At 62.0% G+C, this 15,797-nt stretch carries 15 protein-coding genes; 4 read left to right on the top strand and 11 right to left on the bottom strand.

The window, feature by feature from the left end; all coding sequences use genetic code 11:
• The first annotated feature begins 126 nt into the window (after positions 1-126).
• Together DYL59_RS04465 and DYL59_RS04460 are read left to right on the top strand one after the other, a co-directional pair.
• A complete protein-coding gene (locus tag DYL59_RS04465; RefSeq protein ID WP_135288082.1) occupies positions 127-1,377 on the top strand; it encodes an OprD family porin in 1,251 nt (416 codons plus the stop codon).
• A gap of 85 nt (positions 1,378-1,462) precedes the next feature.
• On the top strand, positions 1,463-2,362 hold the full coding sequence (locus tag DYL59_RS04460) for a polysaccharide deacetylase family protein (RefSeq protein WP_135288081.1): 900 nt from the start codon (positions 1,463-1,465) through the stop codon (positions 2,360-2,362).
• A 70-nt stretch (positions 2,363-2,432) separates the two neighbouring features.
• Here the strand turns inward: DYL59_RS04460 and pcaC are convergent, their stop codons facing one another.
• The 11 genes from pcaC to pcaR all read right to left on the bottom strand — a co-directional run bounded on the left by pcaC (position 2,433) and on the right by pcaR (position 13,120).
• Positions 2,433-2,831 (bottom strand): 4-carboxymuconolactone decarboxylase, encoded by a 399-nt coding sequence (gene pcaC / locus DYL59_RS04455; RefSeq protein ID WP_135288080.1) that lies wholly within the window; start codon positions 2,829-2,831, stop codon positions 2,433-2,435.
• An 11-nt stretch (positions 2,832-2,842) separates the two neighbouring features.
• The gene (gene pcaD / locus DYL59_RS04450) at positions 2,843-3,634 is read right to left on the bottom strand and encodes a 3-oxoadipate enol-lactonase (protein WP_135288079.1); all 792 of its coding nucleotides are present in this window, start codon (positions 3,632-3,634) and stop codon (positions 2,843-2,845) included.
• Positions 3,635-3,644: 10 nt separating this feature from the next.
• A complete protein-coding gene (locus DYL59_RS04445; protein WP_135288078.1) occupies positions 3,645-5,000 on the bottom strand; it encodes a 3-carboxy-cis,cis-muconate cycloisomerase in 1,356 nt (451 codons plus the stop codon).
• A gap of 9 nt (positions 5,001-5,009) precedes the next feature.
• A complete protein-coding gene (locus tag DYL59_RS04440) occupies positions 5,010-6,305 on the bottom strand; it encodes an MFS family transporter (protein ID WP_135288077.1) in 1,296 nt (431 codons plus the stop codon).
• A gap of 187 nt (positions 6,306-6,492) precedes the next feature.
• Positions 6,493-7,059, bottom strand: coding sequence for a protocatechuate 3,4-dioxygenase subunit alpha (gene pcaG, locus DYL59_RS04435; RefSeq protein WP_135288076.1), 567 nt, complete (start codon positions 7,057-7,059; stop codon positions 6,493-6,495).
• A 1-nt stretch (position 7,060) separates the two neighbouring features.
• The gene (pcaH, locus tag DYL59_RS04430) at positions 7,061-7,765 is read right to left on the bottom strand and encodes a protocatechuate 3,4-dioxygenase subunit beta (RefSeq protein WP_135288075.1); all 705 of its coding nucleotides are present in this window, start codon (positions 7,763-7,765) and stop codon (positions 7,061-7,063) included.
• A 17-nt stretch (positions 7,766-7,782) separates the two neighbouring features.
• On the bottom strand, positions 7,783-8,988 hold the full coding sequence (pcaF, locus tag DYL59_RS04425) for a 3-oxoadipyl-CoA thiolase (protein ID WP_193557533.1): 1,206 nt from the start codon (positions 8,986-8,988) through the stop codon (positions 7,783-7,785).
• Positions 8,985-9,764: a CoA-transferase subunit beta gene (locus DYL59_RS04420; RefSeq protein WP_135288073.1), complete on the bottom strand. Its 780-nt coding sequence runs from the start codon at positions 9,762-9,764 to the stop codon at positions 8,985-8,987. The genes pcaF and DYL59_RS04420 overlap by 4 nt, the downstream gene beginning before the upstream one ends.
• Complete coding sequence (locus DYL59_RS04415) at positions 9,761-10,621, bottom strand: CoA transferase subunit A (RefSeq protein ID WP_135288072.1); 861 nt, start codon at positions 10,619-10,621, stop codon at positions 9,761-9,763. Before DYL59_RS04415 ends, DYL59_RS04420 begins: the two co-directional genes overlap by 4 nt.
• Positions 10,622-10,789: 168 nt before the next feature.
• A complete protein-coding gene (gene pcaK / locus DYL59_RS04410) occupies positions 10,790-12,130 on the bottom strand; it encodes a 4-hydroxybenzoate transporter PcaK (RefSeq protein WP_135288071.1) in 1,341 nt (446 codons plus the stop codon).
• A gap of 147 nt (positions 12,131-12,277) precedes the next feature.
• Positions 12,278-13,120 (bottom strand): pca regulon transcriptional regulator PcaR, encoded by an 843-nt coding sequence (gene pcaR, locus DYL59_RS04405; RefSeq protein ID WP_135288070.1) that lies wholly within the window; start codon positions 13,118-13,120, stop codon positions 12,278-12,280.
• Between the two features lie 550 nt (positions 13,121-13,670).
• Here pcaR and DYL59_RS04400 point away from each other — a divergent pair.
• Together DYL59_RS04400 and DYL59_RS04395 are read left to right on the top strand one after the other, a co-directional pair.
• Positions 13,671-13,871: a hypothetical protein gene (locus tag DYL59_RS04400; protein ID WP_003172389.1), complete on the top strand. Its 201-nt coding sequence runs from the start codon at positions 13,671-13,673 to the stop codon at positions 13,869-13,871.
• A 313-nt stretch (positions 13,872-14,184) separates the two neighbouring features.
• On the top strand, positions 14,185-15,660 hold the full coding sequence (locus DYL59_RS04395; protein ID WP_135288069.1) for an inorganic phosphate transporter: 1,476 nt from the start codon (positions 14,185-14,187) through the stop codon (positions 15,658-15,660).
• Positions 15,661-15,797: the final 137 nt, after the last annotated feature.

Genomic DNA, 15,797 nt, shown 5'->3' with positions numbered 1-15,797 from the left:
TTAATGCCCGGCACTTTGCGTTCGATCATCGCCCAAAACCCGCCACCCCCCGATTGAAGCGCTCCCGTACCGCCGCGCACCATGGCCCACACCTGCATAACCCCAATAACAACAGGTCCTAACGCCATGAGCACTTTCCACCCGCGCCGGCTTTTGCTGGCAACCGCTGTCGCCAGTCTTGCCCTGCCCGTTGCTGGCGAAGAACGCGGCTTTGTCGAAGACGCCAGCGCCAACCTCAACCTGCGTAACTTCTTCTTCAACCGTAACTACACCAACCCCACCAAGACCCAGGGCGGCGCGCAGGAGTGGACGCAGAGTTTCATCCTCGACGCCAAGTCCGGTTTTACCCAGGGCACCGTGGGTTTTGGCGTGGATGTGCTGGGCATGTACTCGGTCAAGCTCGATGGCGGACGCGGCAGCGGTGGCACCCAGTTGTTGCCACTGGACCATGACGGCCGTCCGGCGGCTGAGTTTGGGCGTCTGGGCGTGGCATTCAAGGCACGCATCTCGAAGACAGAAGTGAAGGTGGGCGAATGGATGCCGGTGCTGCCGATCCTGCGCTCGGATGACGGCCGCTCCCTGCCGCAAACCCTGCGCGGCGGGCAGATCACGTCGAAGGAGATCGCCGGCCTGACCCTGTACGGCGGCCAGTTCCGCGCCAACAGCCCGCGTGACGACAGCAGCATGACTGATATGTCGATGACCGGTAAAACCGCGTTCACCTCCGACCGTTTCAACTTCCAGGGCGGGGAGTATGCGTTCAACGACAAGCGTACCCAGGTCGGCCTGTGGAACGCCCAGCTCAAGGACATCTATCGCCAGCAGTACGTCAACCTGATCCACAGTCAGCCCCTGGGCGCCTGGACCCTGGGGGCCAACCTCGGGTTTTTCTACGGCAAGGATGACGGCAGTGCCCGCGCCGGTGAGTTGGACAACAAAACCTGGTCCGGCCTGTTCTCGGCCAAGTACGGCGGCAACACCTTCTATGTGGGCCTGCAAAAACTCACCGGCAACAACGCCTGGATGCGCGTCAACGGCACCAGCGGCGGCACCCTGGCCAACGACAGCTATAACGCAAGCTACGACAACGCCCAGGAAAAATCCTGGCAGGTGCGCCACGACTACAACTTCGCCGCCCTCGGCGTGCCGGGCCTGACCCTGATGAACCGCTATATCAGCGGCAGCAACGTGCACACCGGCACGATCACCGACGGCAAGGAGTGGGGCCGCGAGAGTGAGCTGGGCTACACCGTGCAAAGCGGCGCGCTGCGGGACCTGACCCTGCGCTGGCGCAACTCCAGCATGCGCCGGGACTACAGCAACAATGAATTCGATGAAAACCGGCTGATCGTCAGTTACCCGATCAGCCTGCTGTAAACCGTCATCGACCTTGCTGTATGGTGCGCGCCTGCCGCTGCTGAGCTCAATCAGCAGCGGCCTCCAGACGAGCCCGGCCCACACCATGAAATCCTTCGCCCCTGCGTCCCTGCTGCTTGCCCTGGCCCTGAGCCTGGGCGGCTGCATCGGCGCGCCCATCGCCCTGACACCGCAGACCGAACAGCGCCTGCAAACCCAGGCGCCGATCCGCTTCCTGCTGACCTTCGATGACGGCCCCAGCGCCTCGGGCTACAACAACCCGAGCCGATCGGTGGTGGCTGACCTGGCGCACAACCCGATCCTGCCGGGGATCAAGGCGGTGTTCTTCCTGCAGACCGAAGCGGCCCGCTCGGGCGGTAGCTCACGGGGTCGCAAGACCATGGAGCGTGAATACGCGGGCGGCCATATCCTGGCCTTTCATACCGCAACCGGCTTTCATACCAACCACCGCTGGCTGAACAACGCCGAGCTGGAAAGCACCCTCACCCAGGGCGCCAGCGACATCGCCGCAATCACCGGCGCACCGCCGCGGCTGGTGCGCCCACCGTTCTGGAACTACGACCGGCGCACCTTTGCCGCCTACCAACGCCATGGCATGCAGGTATTGCTCACCGACCTGAGCGCCAATGACGGCAAGATCTGGGGGTTCAACGCCAGCCCCCGTCGTCGCGCCAACCTGAACCGGCAGTTGTCAGTGGTACGCGAACGTATTGCCCTGGGGGAATTGCCGACCGTGGATGGGGTGATCCCGGTGGTGGTGACCTTCCACGACATCAACCGCTACACGGCGCGGCATATGCAGGAGTACTTGCAGATATTGCTCGATAGCGCGCAGATCACCGGGTTCAAGACCGCCGCACAACCGTTTTATACCGACCGTGATGCGCTGGAACGCGCGGCGCTGGCCAGGTCGGTCAAGGATGTGAGCGAGCCGGTGCACCTGCCGGGGGTGTGGAATTGGGTGTGGGATGCCGATTCGCACTGACTCTTAAGCCATATGAAGATCCAATGTGGGAGGGGGCAAGCCCCCTCCCCCATTTGACTATGTTTCAGGATCAGGATTGCTGGCGCGACTCCACACCCAACTCATCCCACACCGATTCGGCCAAGTGAAACGTCGCATTCGCCGCCGGGATCCCGCAGTAGATCGCACTTTGCATCAGCACCTCCTTGATCTCGGCACGGGTCACCCCATTGCTGGCGGCAGCGCGCAGGTGCAGCTTCAGCTCGTCCGTGCGGTTCATGCCGATCAACATCGCAATGGTGATCAGGCTGCGCGTGTGCCGGGGCAAGCCCGGACGGGTCCAGATATCACCCCAGGCGTGGCGGGTGATCATTTCCTGGAACTCGCTGTTGAACTCGGTCAGGGCATTGAGGCTGCGGTCGACATGGGCATCGCCCAGCACTTCGCGGCGCACCTGCAGGCCTTCGGCATAACGTTGTGTCTCGTCCACGAAAAAGCTCCTCAGCGGGCCAGCAAAAATTCGATCACCCGATCACTGAACGCAGCACCGGCCTGCACATTGGACAGGTGCGCCGCATAGAACTCGGCGTATTCGGCACCCTGTACATGGTTCTGGATAAAGTGGCTGCCTTCAGGCGGTGTGACTGCGTCTTCGGTGCCGGCAATGACCAGGGTCGGCACTTTGATCGAGGCCAATTGCGCACGAAAGTCCGCGTCCCGCACGGCGGCGCAGTTGGCGGCGTACCCTTGGGGCGATGTGGCGGCGAGCATGTCGGTAATCTGCCGGGCCTGGTGCGGGTTGGCTGCGGCAAAATCGGCGGTAAACCAGCGCGCTATCGACGCATCGCGCAACGCCACCATCGCCGCCGCGCCATCGCGCAGGACCATCTCGATACGCGGGTTCCAGATCTCTGGCGTGCCGATCTTGGCGGCGGTGTTGCACACCACCAGCCGCTGCAGGCGCTCACCGGCGTGGACACCCAGCCACTGGCCGATCAAGCCGCCCATGGACAGCCCGCAAAAATGCGCACGCGGGATCTGCAACGCATCCAAGAGCGCGATCACGTCGCGGCCCAATTGCTCGATGCTGTAAGGCCCCTCGGTGACCAGGGATTTGCCATGGCCACGGGTATCCACGCGCAGCACGCGAAAATGCTCGGTGAACGCCGGGATCTGGATGTCCCACATATGCAGGTCGGTGCCCAACGAGTTGGACAGCACCAATACCGGCGCGTCGACCGGACCGTCCAGTTGGTAATGCAGTTCGCCATCGGCGAGTTGTACAAAAGCCACGGGTTTCTCCTTAAGCAAAGTGTTCGGTAACAGCGCGGCTGACCCAGGTTTGGGCCTGGCCCAGGTAATGGGCCGGGTCAAGCAGGTGGTCAAGTTCTGCGGCGGACAACTCGGCCGTGATGTGCGGTTCATCCGCCAAGACCGCACGCAGGTGGCGCTCCTCGGCAACGGCCCGTTTGCAGCACTGCTCCAGCAGATGATGCGCCGTCTCGCGCCCCAGACGCTGGGCCAGCACGATGCTCACCGCTTCGGCCAATACCAGGCCCTGGGTCAGGTCGAGGTTGCGGCCCATGCGTTCGGCGTCCACTTCCAAGCCTTCGCTCACCAGCAAGGCCTGCTGCAACGCACCGGATACCAGGCGGAAAATCTGCGGCAGGGTTTCCCATTCGGCATGCCACAGGCCCAGGCTGCGCTCGTGTTCCTGGGGCATGGCGCTGAACATCGTCGCCACCAGGCCCGGGACTCGGGTCGCAGCGCTGATCAGCACCGCAGCGCCCACCGGGTTGCGTTTGTGGGGCATGGTGGACGAACCACCCTTGCCCGGTGCCGACGGTTCAAAGACTTCGGCCGCTTCGGTCTGCATCAACAGGCTGAGGTCACGCCCCAACTTACCGAGGCTGCCGGCGATCAAACCGAGGACGCTGGCACACTCCACCAGGCGATCCCGTTGGGTGTGCCAGGGCTGTTCGGGCAAGGCCAGTTGCAACTCTGCGGCCAAGGCTTCGGCCACTGGCATCGCCTGCTCGCCGAGAGCCGCCAAGGTGCCGGACGCACCGCCCAATTGCAGCACCAGCAGGCGCGGTTTCAGTTCGGCAAGGCGCTGTCGGTTGCGGGTCACCGCCCCCAGCCAACCGGCGATCTTCATCCCCAGCGTGACCGGCGTCGCATGCTGCAACCAAGTACGCCCCGCCAACGGGACTGCGGCGTAACGCTGGGCCTGGGCGGCAAGAATATCGCCCAGCCGCGTCAGGTCGGTTTCAATCAATTCCAATGCCCGCCGCAGTTGTAGTACCAACCCGGTGTCCATCACATCCTGGCTGGTAGCGCCCAGGTGCACATAGCGCTCGGCCTCGGCATCTTCGCTGGCGATCAACTTGCCCAGGGCCTTGACCAATGGAATCGCCGAATTCCCCGCCGTGGCAATCGCCACGCCCAGGGCGTCCACGTCATACAGCGAGGCCAGGCAGGCCTGGGCAATCGGCGCCACGGCGGCCTGGGGTATCAACCCAACCCGAGCCTCGGCGCGGGCCAGGCCCGCTTCGAAATCCAGCATGCCCTGCAGGCGTCCCTGGTCGCAGAACACCTCGGCCATGCTGTCCGCCGTGAAGTAAGCGTCGAACAATTGGTTGCTCGTGCGCAGCGTCATAACCGTCCCTTACAGATCGTGGTGCAAATACGCCGCCTGTTTCGGCAAGCGCAAGCTGAACAGGAAAGCGATTGCCATCATCGCCGTGACATACCAATAGAAACTGTTTTCCAAGCCGATGGATTTGAGGCTCAGCGCAACGAATTCCGCCGAGCCGCCAAAGACCGCGTTGGCCACCGCATACGCCAGGCCCACACCCAGGGCGCGCACCTGAGGCGGAAACATTTCGGCTTTCACCAGGCCGCTGATGGAGGTGTAGAAGCTCACAATCGCCAAGGCCAGGGTGATCAGCACAAAGGCCAGGAACGGGCTGCTGACGGTTTTGAGGGTCAGCAGGATCGGCACCGTGAACAGCGTCCCCAGGCCAGCGAACCACAGCATCGAGTTACGGCGGCCGATCTTGTCCGCCAGCATGCCGAACACCGGCTGCATGCACATATAAAGGAACAGCGCGCCAGTCATGATGTAACTGGAGGTCTTGGCGTGCATGCCCACGGTGTTGACCAGGTACTTCTGCATGTAGGTGGTAAAGGTGTAGAAAATCAGCGAGCCACCGGCGGTGTAGCCCAGCACCGTGATGAACGCCGCCTTGTGGTCGCGAAACAGCGCGGCAATGCTGCCGGCGTCCTTGTCTTCGCGCATTTCCTTGCTGGTGGTTTCCTTGAGGGTGCGACGCAGCAACAGGGAGATCACCGCCGCAATGGCGCCGATCACAAATGGAATGCGCCAGCCCCAGGCCCGCAGTTCTTCTTCGCTGAGGACCTGTTGCAGGATCACCACTACCAGCACTGCCAGCAATTGCCCGCCGATCAGGGTCACGTATTGGAACGAGGCGAAGAACCCGCGCTGGCCCTTGAGCGCCACTTCACTCATGTAGGTGGCGGTGGTGCCGTATTCGCCGCCCACGGACAGGCCCTGGAACAGACGCGCGACCAGCAGCAGGATCGGCGCCCAGACGCCGATGTCTTTGTAAGTGGGCAGGAACGCGATGACCAGGGAGCCGGCGCACATCATGAGCACCGAGATCATCATCGAGTTTTTACGCCCGTGCTTGTCGGCCACCCGGCCAAACAGCCAGCCACCAATGGGGCGCATCAAGAAGCCGGCGGCGAATACACCGGCGGTGTTGACCAACTGGACAGTGGGGTTGTCCGACGGAAAAAACGCCGGGGCAAAGTAAATGGCGCAGAAGGCATAGACGTAGAAGTCGAACCATTCGACGAGGTTGCCGGAGGATGCACCGACAATGGCAAAAATCCGTTTGCGGCGTTCTTCTCCGGTGTAGTGACTGGTTGTTGTTGTCATGGTTTTTACTCAGTGGGAACGGTTATAGCCTAGACATACTTTGCAACAAGCTCGTTCCGCAACAAGACCTTTGGATGTGTATTGCTTGGGAGGGCCTCATCGGGAGCAAGCCCCCTCCCACACTTGATAGGCGGCGCGGTCAAAATGTGGGAGGGGGCTTGCCCCCGATGGCGTCCTCAAGGCCACCTCAATAATCGAAGAACACCGTCTCCTGCTCAGTCCCCTGCAAAACCACATTCCACTGATACACACCTTGCTCATCGCGCTTGGCAATCAAGGTGCTGCGACGCTCGGCAGGCACACACGCCAGCAACGGGTCATTCCCATTCAGCGCCTCGCCATCAAAGTAAATCCGCGTCAGCAGGTGCTTTACCAGGCCCCGTGCAAACACCAGCACCACCAGGTGCGGCGCCTGCGTGGTGCCCTTCAGGCCTGGCACGGCACCCGGCTTGATGGTGGTAAAGCGAAACCGCCCTTCCCCATCCACCGGCACCCGGCCAAAGCCTTCGAAGCTGGGGTCCAGGGCTTTGTCCTGTTCGTCTTCCGGGTGGTCGTATTTGCCGGCGGCGTTGGCCTGCCAGACTTCCAGCATGGCGTCGTTGACGACATCACCGTTGCCATCCACCACTTGCCCGCTGATGGCCACGCGCTCGCCCAAGGTGGCGGCGGTGGTCAGGTCTTCGCGGTTCAGCCAGGTCAGGCCAATGTGGTAATACGGCCCGACGGTGTGGGACGTGGTCGCGTTGAGGGTCATTTCATTTCTCCATCGGCGTGGCGTCGCGGCCGCGCAGGACGATGTCCCAGCGGTAGCCGAGGGCATAGGAAGGAATGGTTTTTTCCAGATCGAAACTGGCGATCAAACGCTCCTTGGCGCGGGTATCGGGCACGCAGTTGTAGATCGGGTCGTACTGCAACAGCGGGTCACCGGGGAAGTACATCTGCGTCACCAGCCGCGTGAGCACGCTGGGGCCGAACAGCGAAAAGTGGATATGGGCCGGGCGCCACGCGTTGTGGTGGTTGCCCCAGGGGTAGGCGCCAGGCTTGATGGTCTGGAACTGGTACCAACCCTCGGCGTCGGTGACGGTGCGACCGGTGCCGGTGAAATTTGGGTCCAGCGGTGCATCATGCAGGTCGCGCTTGTGGTTGTAGCGGCCGGCGGCGTTGGCCTGCCAGATCTCCACCAGAATCCCCGGCACTGGCAGGCCGTTTTCGTCGAGGACACGGCCATGCACGATAATGCGTTCGCCCTGGGGCTCGCCTTCATGCTGGGCGGTGAGGTCATTGTCCTTCTCGTTGACCCGCTCGGCGCCCACCGTCGGGCCGGTAATTTCGGACAGGGAATGGGGCAGGAACACCAACGGCTGGGACGGCGAACGCAGGTTCGTCGACTGATAGGCCGGGTGCAGGTAATCAGGTTGAGTGCCCGCTTGCGGGCGCCGGTATCCAGGCTTGTCACTCATGGTGCAGTCCTCTCTTATTAGATACGTTCAATCGCCAGGGCCAAGCCTTGGCCGACGCCCACGCACATGGTCGCCAGGCCTTTGCTGCCGCCGGTTTTTTCCAGTTGATGCAGGGCCGTCAGCACCAGCCGCGCGCCACTCATGCCCAGGGGATGGCCGAGGGCAATGGCGCCACCGTTGGGGTTGACCTGCGGGGCGTCGTCGGCGATGCCCAGTTCACGCAGCACGGCCAGGCCTTGGCTGGCGAAGGCTTCGTTGAGTTCGATCACATCAAAGTCGGTAACGGCCAGGCCCAGGCGCTCCACCAGTTTGCGTACCGCCGGCACCGGGCCGATGCCCATTACACGCGGCGCCACACCGGCGCTGGCCATGCCCAATACGCGAGCGCGGGCAGTAAGGCCATGTTTCTTGACCGCTTCGGCAGACGCCAGGATCAGTGCCGCCGCACCGTCATTCACGCCCGAGGCATTGCCGGCGGTAACGGTTTTGTCCGGGCCGTTGACCGGCTTGAGTTTGGTCAGGGCTTCCAGGGTGGTGTCGGCCCGTGGGTGTTCATCATGCTCGACCACGGTCTCGCCTTTTTTATGGGCGACGCGCACTGGCACGATTTCCTCGGCGAAATACCCGGCAGCTTGGGCGGCGGCAGTGCGTTGCTGGCTACGCAGGGCGAAGGCGTCCTGGTCGGCGCGGGACACGTTGTAGTCATCGGCAACGTTGTCGGCGGTCTGTGGCATGGCATCCACGCCGTACTGGGCCTTCATCAACGGGTTGATAAAACGCCAGCCGATGGTGGTGTCTTCCAGCTTCATGTTGCGCGAGAACGCCGCATCAGCCTTGCCCATCACGAACGGCGCGCGGGACATCGACTCGACGCCACCGGCAATCGCCAGCTCCATTTCACCGCTGGCAATGGCGCGGAAGGCCGTACCGATGGCGTCCATGCCCGAGGCGCACAGACGGTTGAGGGTCACGCCGGGAATGCTTTCGGGCAGGCCCGCCAGCAACAGTGCCATGCGTGCGACGTTGCGGTTGTCTTCGCCCGCCTGGTTGGCGCAGCCGAAGAACACTTCATCCACCGCGCTCCAGTCCACTCCAGGGTTACGTTCGATCAAGGCTTTGATCGGCAATGCCGCCAGGTCATCGGCGCGCACGGTGGACAGGCCACCGCCGAAACGGCCGATGGGGGTACGAATGGCATCACAGATAAATACTTCACGCATCAGGCTTCTCCCGGCGCTTGGCCATGGGCCGCCGCCGTACGGGCTTCAAGGTCGCGCAGAGCGGTCAGCTCTGCATCAGTGGGTTCGGCAGTGGTGTCGACCTGGTCGGCAAAACGAATTGCCCAACCGGTGGCCGCCACCACCTGTTCACGGGTCACGCCGGGGTGCAGCGCGGTGACCACGAATTCATGGGTGCCCTCTTCCGGCTCCATGATGCACAGGTCGGTAATAATCCCTACGGGACCTGCGCCCGGAAGGCCGAGGCGCTTGCGCGAATCGCCGCCCTCGCCATGGCCGACCGACGTGATGAAGTCCAGCCTGTCCACAAACGAACGGGCGGACTGCTTGAGGATGATCAACACGCTCTTGGCCGAGCCGGCAATTTCCGGCGCGCCACCGGCACCCGGCAAGCGCACGTTGGGCTGGTGGTAATCACCGACCACGGTGGTGTTGATATTGCCGAAACGGTCGACCTGGGCGGCGCCGAGGAACCCCACGTCGATGCGCCCGCCTTGCAGCCAGTAGCGGAAAATCTCAGCGGTGGGCACCACCGTGTCGGCAGTTTCCGCCAGCTCGCCATCCCCGATGGACAGCGGCAGTACCGATGGCTTGGCGCCAATGGGGCCGGACTCGTAGATCAGCACCACGTCCGGCGACGATGTGAGGCGCGCCAGGTTGGCGGCCTTGGACGGCAGGCCGATGCCCACAAAGCAGACTGCGCCATTCTTGAGGCGGCGCGCGGCGGCCACGGTCATCATTTCGTTGGTGGAGTACGTCATGACCGGGCCCCCTGTGCGGTGGCCAGCTTGGCCTGGAATTCACTGAAGTCAGCGGTGCCGTGGATGTATTCGTCGATCCAGGCGGTAAAGGTCCCACGGTCGCGGGCGATGGGGTCCCACGCCTGGTAGAAGCGGTTATCCCGTTCGTTGTAGCCGTGGGCGTAGGACGGGTGTGCGCCACCGGGCACATGGCACACCGCAGTCAGGGCCCAGGTCGGCAGCACGCAGCTGTTCATGGGTGCATTCAAGTCATCGACGATTTCTTCGACGGTGACGATGCAACGCTTGGCCGCCAGGGCCGCTTCCTTCTGCACGCCAAGGATGCCCCACAGCAACACGTTGCCCTTGCGGTCGGCCTTTTGCGCATGGATCACGGTGACGTCCGGGCGCACCGAGGGCACCGCCGCCAGCACTTCGCCGGTAAACGGGCACGTTAGGGTCTTGATCAGCGGGTTGACCTTAGGCAGGTCGGAGCCGGCGTAGGCACGCAACACCGCGAACGGCAAACCGGAGGCACCGGCAACATAGGCATTGGCCAGGTCGGCGTGGCTGTGTTCTTCGATCTCCAGCGGTTGCGGCCAGTGCTTCTCGACCGCATCACGCAGGCGATGCAGGGAACCCACGCCTGGGTTACCGCCCCAGGAGAAAATCAACTTGCGGGCGCAGCCGGCACCGATCAACTGGTCGTAGACCAGGTCGGGAGTCATACGCACCAGCGTCAGGTCTTTCTTGCCCTGACGAATGATTTCATGACCCGCTGCCGCAGGGATCAGGTGGGTGAAGCCTTCCAGCGCAACGGTATCGCCGTCGTTCACGAAGTGCTTTACCGCATCACGCAGCGCGAGGATTTCAGCCATGGGGTCAGGCTCCCGGTGTGGATCGAAAGTGGCGCCGGGGGGCGCCGCGATGCCTTGAAGGTTAAGCGGGGGTAATGGGCCAAACAATCCGATAATCGACTCAGTGTTCGATTATCGAACGCAATGTTCCCCCAACTTCGCTTCCACACGCCTTACCTGTACCTGGCCTCAAGTGGCATCGGCGTGACTGACCATGCCTTTGATCAGCACGGCCGCCGTGGCCAACGCCGCCGGAATCACCAGTGCCGTCAGCACCTGCTCGAAATTCCAGCCCAGGCCCAGCAACGTAGCGCCCATCCACGCACCAAGGATTGCGCCAAAGCGGCCGATGCCCAGCATCCATGACACGCCGGTCGCCCGACCTTGGGTCGGGTAGAACCGCGCCGCCAGCGACGGCATCGCCGATTGCGCACCGTTGACGCACATGCCGGCAATCAGCACCAGGGTTGCCAGCAACGTGATATTGCCCAGGCTCTGCCCCACTGCGTAGGCAAACACCCCCGCCAGCAGGTAGAACGTGCCGATAACCTTGTGGGGGTTGAACCGGTCCATCGCCCAACCCACCCCCACGGCGCTCAACACGCCGCCAAACTGGAACAGCGCGCCGATAAACGCGGCCTGTTCCATGCTGGCACCGCTGTCGCGCATCAAGGTGGGTAGCCAACTGGTGAGCAGGTACACAATCACCAGGCCCATGAAGTAGGTGAGCCACAGCAGCAAGGTGCCGGCGCTATAGGTACCGGAGAAGATCACCGCAAACACATTGCGGGCCTTCACGGTTTTTTGCTCGGGCACGCTGAACGCGGTGGCTTGGGCGACAGTGGCCGGGTCGATGGGTGAGAGGGTCTTGCGCACCTTGTCGGCGCCGCGATTGTGCACCACCAGGTAACGCGCCGACTCCGGCAGCCATACCACCAGCACCAGCGCCAGGATCAATGGCAGGATGCCGCCGATCATCAACAAGGCGTGCCAGCCGAAGGCCGGAATCAGTTTGGCCGAGATAAAACCACCGCCGGCCATGCCCAGGTTGAAGCCGCAGAACATGCTGGTCACCAACAGCGATTTGTGGCGTTCCGGGGTGTATTCGGACAGCAAGGTCGTGGCATTCGGCATGCCGGCCCCCAGGCCCAGCCCGGTGAGGAAGCGCAACACCAGCAGTTGATCGACGTTGGTGCTGTAGGCCGAAGCCAGGCTGAACGCGCCAAACAGCACCACCGCACCCACCAGCACAACTTTGCGCCCAAAACGGTCCGCCAACGGGCCGGACCCCAATGCGCCGAAAACCATGCCGATCAACGCGGCGCTCATCACCGGGCCCAGGCTGGCGCGGTCGATGCCCCAGTCCTGGGACAGCGCAGGTGCGATAAAGCCCATGGCGGCGGTGTCGAGGCCATCGAGGAAGACAATCAGGAAACACAGAATCACCACACGCCATTGATAACGCGACAGTGGCTGGGCATTGATAAAGGACTGCACGTCCAGGGTTGTACCGACTGAGGTCTGATTCATTATTGTTATTTCCACACCGATGGCGGGCGGACGACCTGGGGTCGTCATTATTATTGCGCACAGTGCTCAGGGCGCTGCCGCACATTAATAAGCCTGGGGAAATACCGTCAATTCATCAAACCGGGATCTGTGCGGTCACCGAACACCTTAGGCAAACAACTGCGCACTCAACTCGCGGCTGGCGCTGAGCATGCTGGGCAGGAAGCGCTGCTCCAGTTCACTGCGGCTGACCCGCCCGGCGTGGGTGCTGACGTTGAGGGCCGCCAGCACCTGGCCGGACGCGTCATACACCGGCACGGCAATGGAGCGCAGGCCTTGCTCCAGTTCCTGGTCGACGATGCACCAGCCTTGCTGACGCACTTGCTGCAGGCATTCGAACAACGCCTGGGGCGTAGTCAGGGTGCGGCTGGTCTTGGTGTGCAGCTCGGCGTGGTCGAGGTAATCCTGCAGCGAGGCGTCGTCCAGTGCCGCCAGCAGAATGCGGCCCATGGAGGTGCAATAGGCCGGCAGGCGCCCGCCCACCGACAGGTCTACGGAAATCAGACGCTGGGTGGTGGCTGAACGGGCGATATAGAGGATGTCGTCGCCTTCGAGGGTGGCCATGTTGCAGGCCTCGTGCAGTTGCTCGCTCATGCGGTCCAGATAAGGTTGGGCCGATACGGCCAAGGGCGTGGACGACAAGTACGCGTGGCCCAGGGTGAGTACCTTGGGCAGCAGCGAATAGGTACGCCCATCGGTGGTGGCGTAGCCCAGTTTGATCAGGGTGTGCAGGCAGCGGCGTACGGCAGCGCGGGGAATTTCGGTGCGATGGCTGATCTGCGCAATGGTGAGGTGACGCTTGCGCTCCTGGAACGCCTGCACCACGGCCAGGCCACGGGCCAGGGAGGTCATGAAGTCCGGATCGCCGGTAAATGCCTGGATCCGCTTGGCCGCAGAGGCAACGATCGGCGGCGCCACTGACGCGAAGGAGTTGCGCAATTGATCGTTCATGACGGGATCCTTTTCTTATTGTCGCCGCAAAGGGAGATTTGCCAGCTATTACAAGCCCCACAGGCCGGGGCGCACAAGGCAATGCTCGCAACAATGGGCGATTATCGAACACTCATCCGATAATCGCAATTTTCGCCCAGGCGGCCGGTACCAATTGCGCAATGTTAGTGCGCCCTTATAACGCCCGATATATCGATGGCATTTATGGCGCCAGAATTTCAGCAAAGACTGACATTGCTGTGCAACAAAACCCTTACACGAAGTTGACGCTTTTTAACTTTATGCCGATAGTGTTATTCAAATGCGCCGCTATAATGCAACCTGTGCGCAGGTCAGTCCGGTTTCAATATCGGGATCAGAGCTCGCCACGTCATGCACAGGCGGTGCATGAAAGGTCGCAACTACCTGCCTTGAATGATTGCAATAACACCTGGTCTCTCGTGCCGAGTTCAAACTTGAACGCTTTGCGGGTTCAACTTTAAACCGCTTGAGGGCGGCATTCAGGCATAACGCTGCAACGTAATGACACTCAACTCAATTAGGTAACAATGTGACGAAAGATGAACTGCGCGCGGAACTTGAGCGCCAGGAGCAACGTTACAAGGACGTTTACGGCGGGGAAGTCACCACCTACGCCGCCCAGCCTGAACCTGAACGCAAACCATGGCGCAAGCGAGCCAGCCTGCTTGACCAGGCGTTTGCCCAGGAAATCCAAAAGATAGAACAGGAGCTCAAAGCCGAGGAGCCATAAGCGACCCGGTTTGAGCCTCAAGGTCCGGCCCTGGCTGCTGGCGCATTGCTAGCAGCCGGCCAGCTTACACCCTACAGATGTCAGTAAAATTTCATACAAATGTTTCAGGCATGACGTTTTAGTGACAATTCCCCGCCCGATCGCCCCTGCGCTTTATAAATCAAAGACTTGCCAAAGCCCCGAAAACCCTGGGATGCACGCCTGTCCCCGCGATTTTTTCGACGAAGATTGTTACCGGTGAGCAGCTAGTGCATCGATTACTGAGGTTTTCTGGCATAATCGCGCCCCCTTACGACCGGGTCAGAAAACCTTCATGATCGATTTATTCAGCGGACTGGATGCTTGGGTTCTAGTGAGCCTGTTGCTCGCCCTGGCCTTTGTCCTCGCCTTCGAGTTCATCAATGGCTTTCATGACACCGCTAACGCGGTGGCCACAGTCATCTATACCAAAGCCATGCCGCCGCACCTGGCCGTGTTCTTCTCCGGGGTGTTCAACTTCCTCGGCGTGTTGCTCGGGGGTGTGGGTGTCGCCTACGCCATCGTGCACCTGCTGCCCGTGGAGTTGTTGATCAATGTGAACACCGGCCACGGCCTGGCCATGGTCTTCTCGCTCTTGGCAGCGGCGATCACCTGGAACCTGGGCACCTGGTACTTCGGTATCCCGGCTTCCAGCTCCCACACCCTGATCGGCTCGATCCTCGGCGTGGGCCTGGCCAACGCCCTGATCAACGATATCCCCCTGGCTGACGGTGTGAACTGGCAGAAGGCGATCGATATCGGCGCCTCCCTGGTGTTCTCGCCGATGGCCGGTTTCCTGGTGGCGGCCCTGGTGCTGATCGGCCTGAAATGGTGGCGCCCACTGTCAAAGATGCACAAGACTCCAGACCAGCGCCGCAAGCTTGACGACAAGAAGCACCCGCCGTTCTGGAACCGCCTGGTACTGGTGATTTCGGCGATGGCCGTAAGCTTCGTGCACGGCTCCAACGATGGCCAGAAAGGCATCGGCCTGATCATGCTGGTGCTGATCGGCATCGTGCCGGCGCAGTTCGTGCTCGACCTGGGCAGCACCACCTACCAGATCGAACGTACCCGCGATGCAACCCTGCACCTGAACCAGTTCTACCAGCGCAACCACGAGACCCTCGGTGAGTTCCTGGCCCTGGGCAAGAGCGTGAAGAACGACCTGCCGGGCAAGTTCCAGTGCAACCCGCAACAGACCGAGCCGACTATCGAAGCGCTGCTGAGCACATTGAAAGGTGTCTCCGACTACCATTCGCTGACCGCTGACCACCGCATCGAAGTGCGTCGCTACCTGCTGTGCCTGGACGACACCGCGAAAAAGGTCGGCAAGCTGCCGGGCCTGGAAGCGCGTGAGAAGTCAGACCTGGACAAGCTGCGCAAAGACCTGACCGCCACCACCGAGTACGCCCCGTTCTGGGTGATCCTCGCCGTGGCACTGGCCCTGGGCCTGGGCACCATGGTCGGCTGGAAGCGCGTGGTACTGACCATTGGCGAGAAGATCGGCAAGCAGGGCATGACCTATGCCCAAGGCATGTCGGCACAGATCACCACCGCGAGCATGATTGGCCTGGCCAACATCTTCAGCTTGCCGGTATCGACCACCCACGTACTGTCCTCGGGTGTGGCCGGTACCATGGTCGCCAACAAGAGCGGCCTGCAAGGTGGCACCGTCAAGACCATCCTGATGGCCTGGGTCCTTACCCTGCCAGCCACCGTGGGCCTGTCGGCCGGTTTGTTCTGGTTGGCGTCGAAGGCGCTGGGTAGCTGATAAGCCACCTGCAATAAAACCAAATGTAGGAGGGGGCTTGCCCCCGATAGCGATGTATCAGTCACCTAATACAGTGACTGACAGTCTGCTATCGGGGGCAAGTCGAATCGTCGCACCGCCCCTCCCACATTTGCATT

The sequence above is a fragment of the Pseudomonas kairouanensis genome (assembly GCF_004682055.1).
GTDB lineage: Bacteria > Pseudomonadota > Gammaproteobacteria > Pseudomonadales > Pseudomonadaceae > Aquipseudomonas > Aquipseudomonas kairouanensis.
This window is presented reverse-complemented; position numbering and strand designations above follow the sequence as displayed.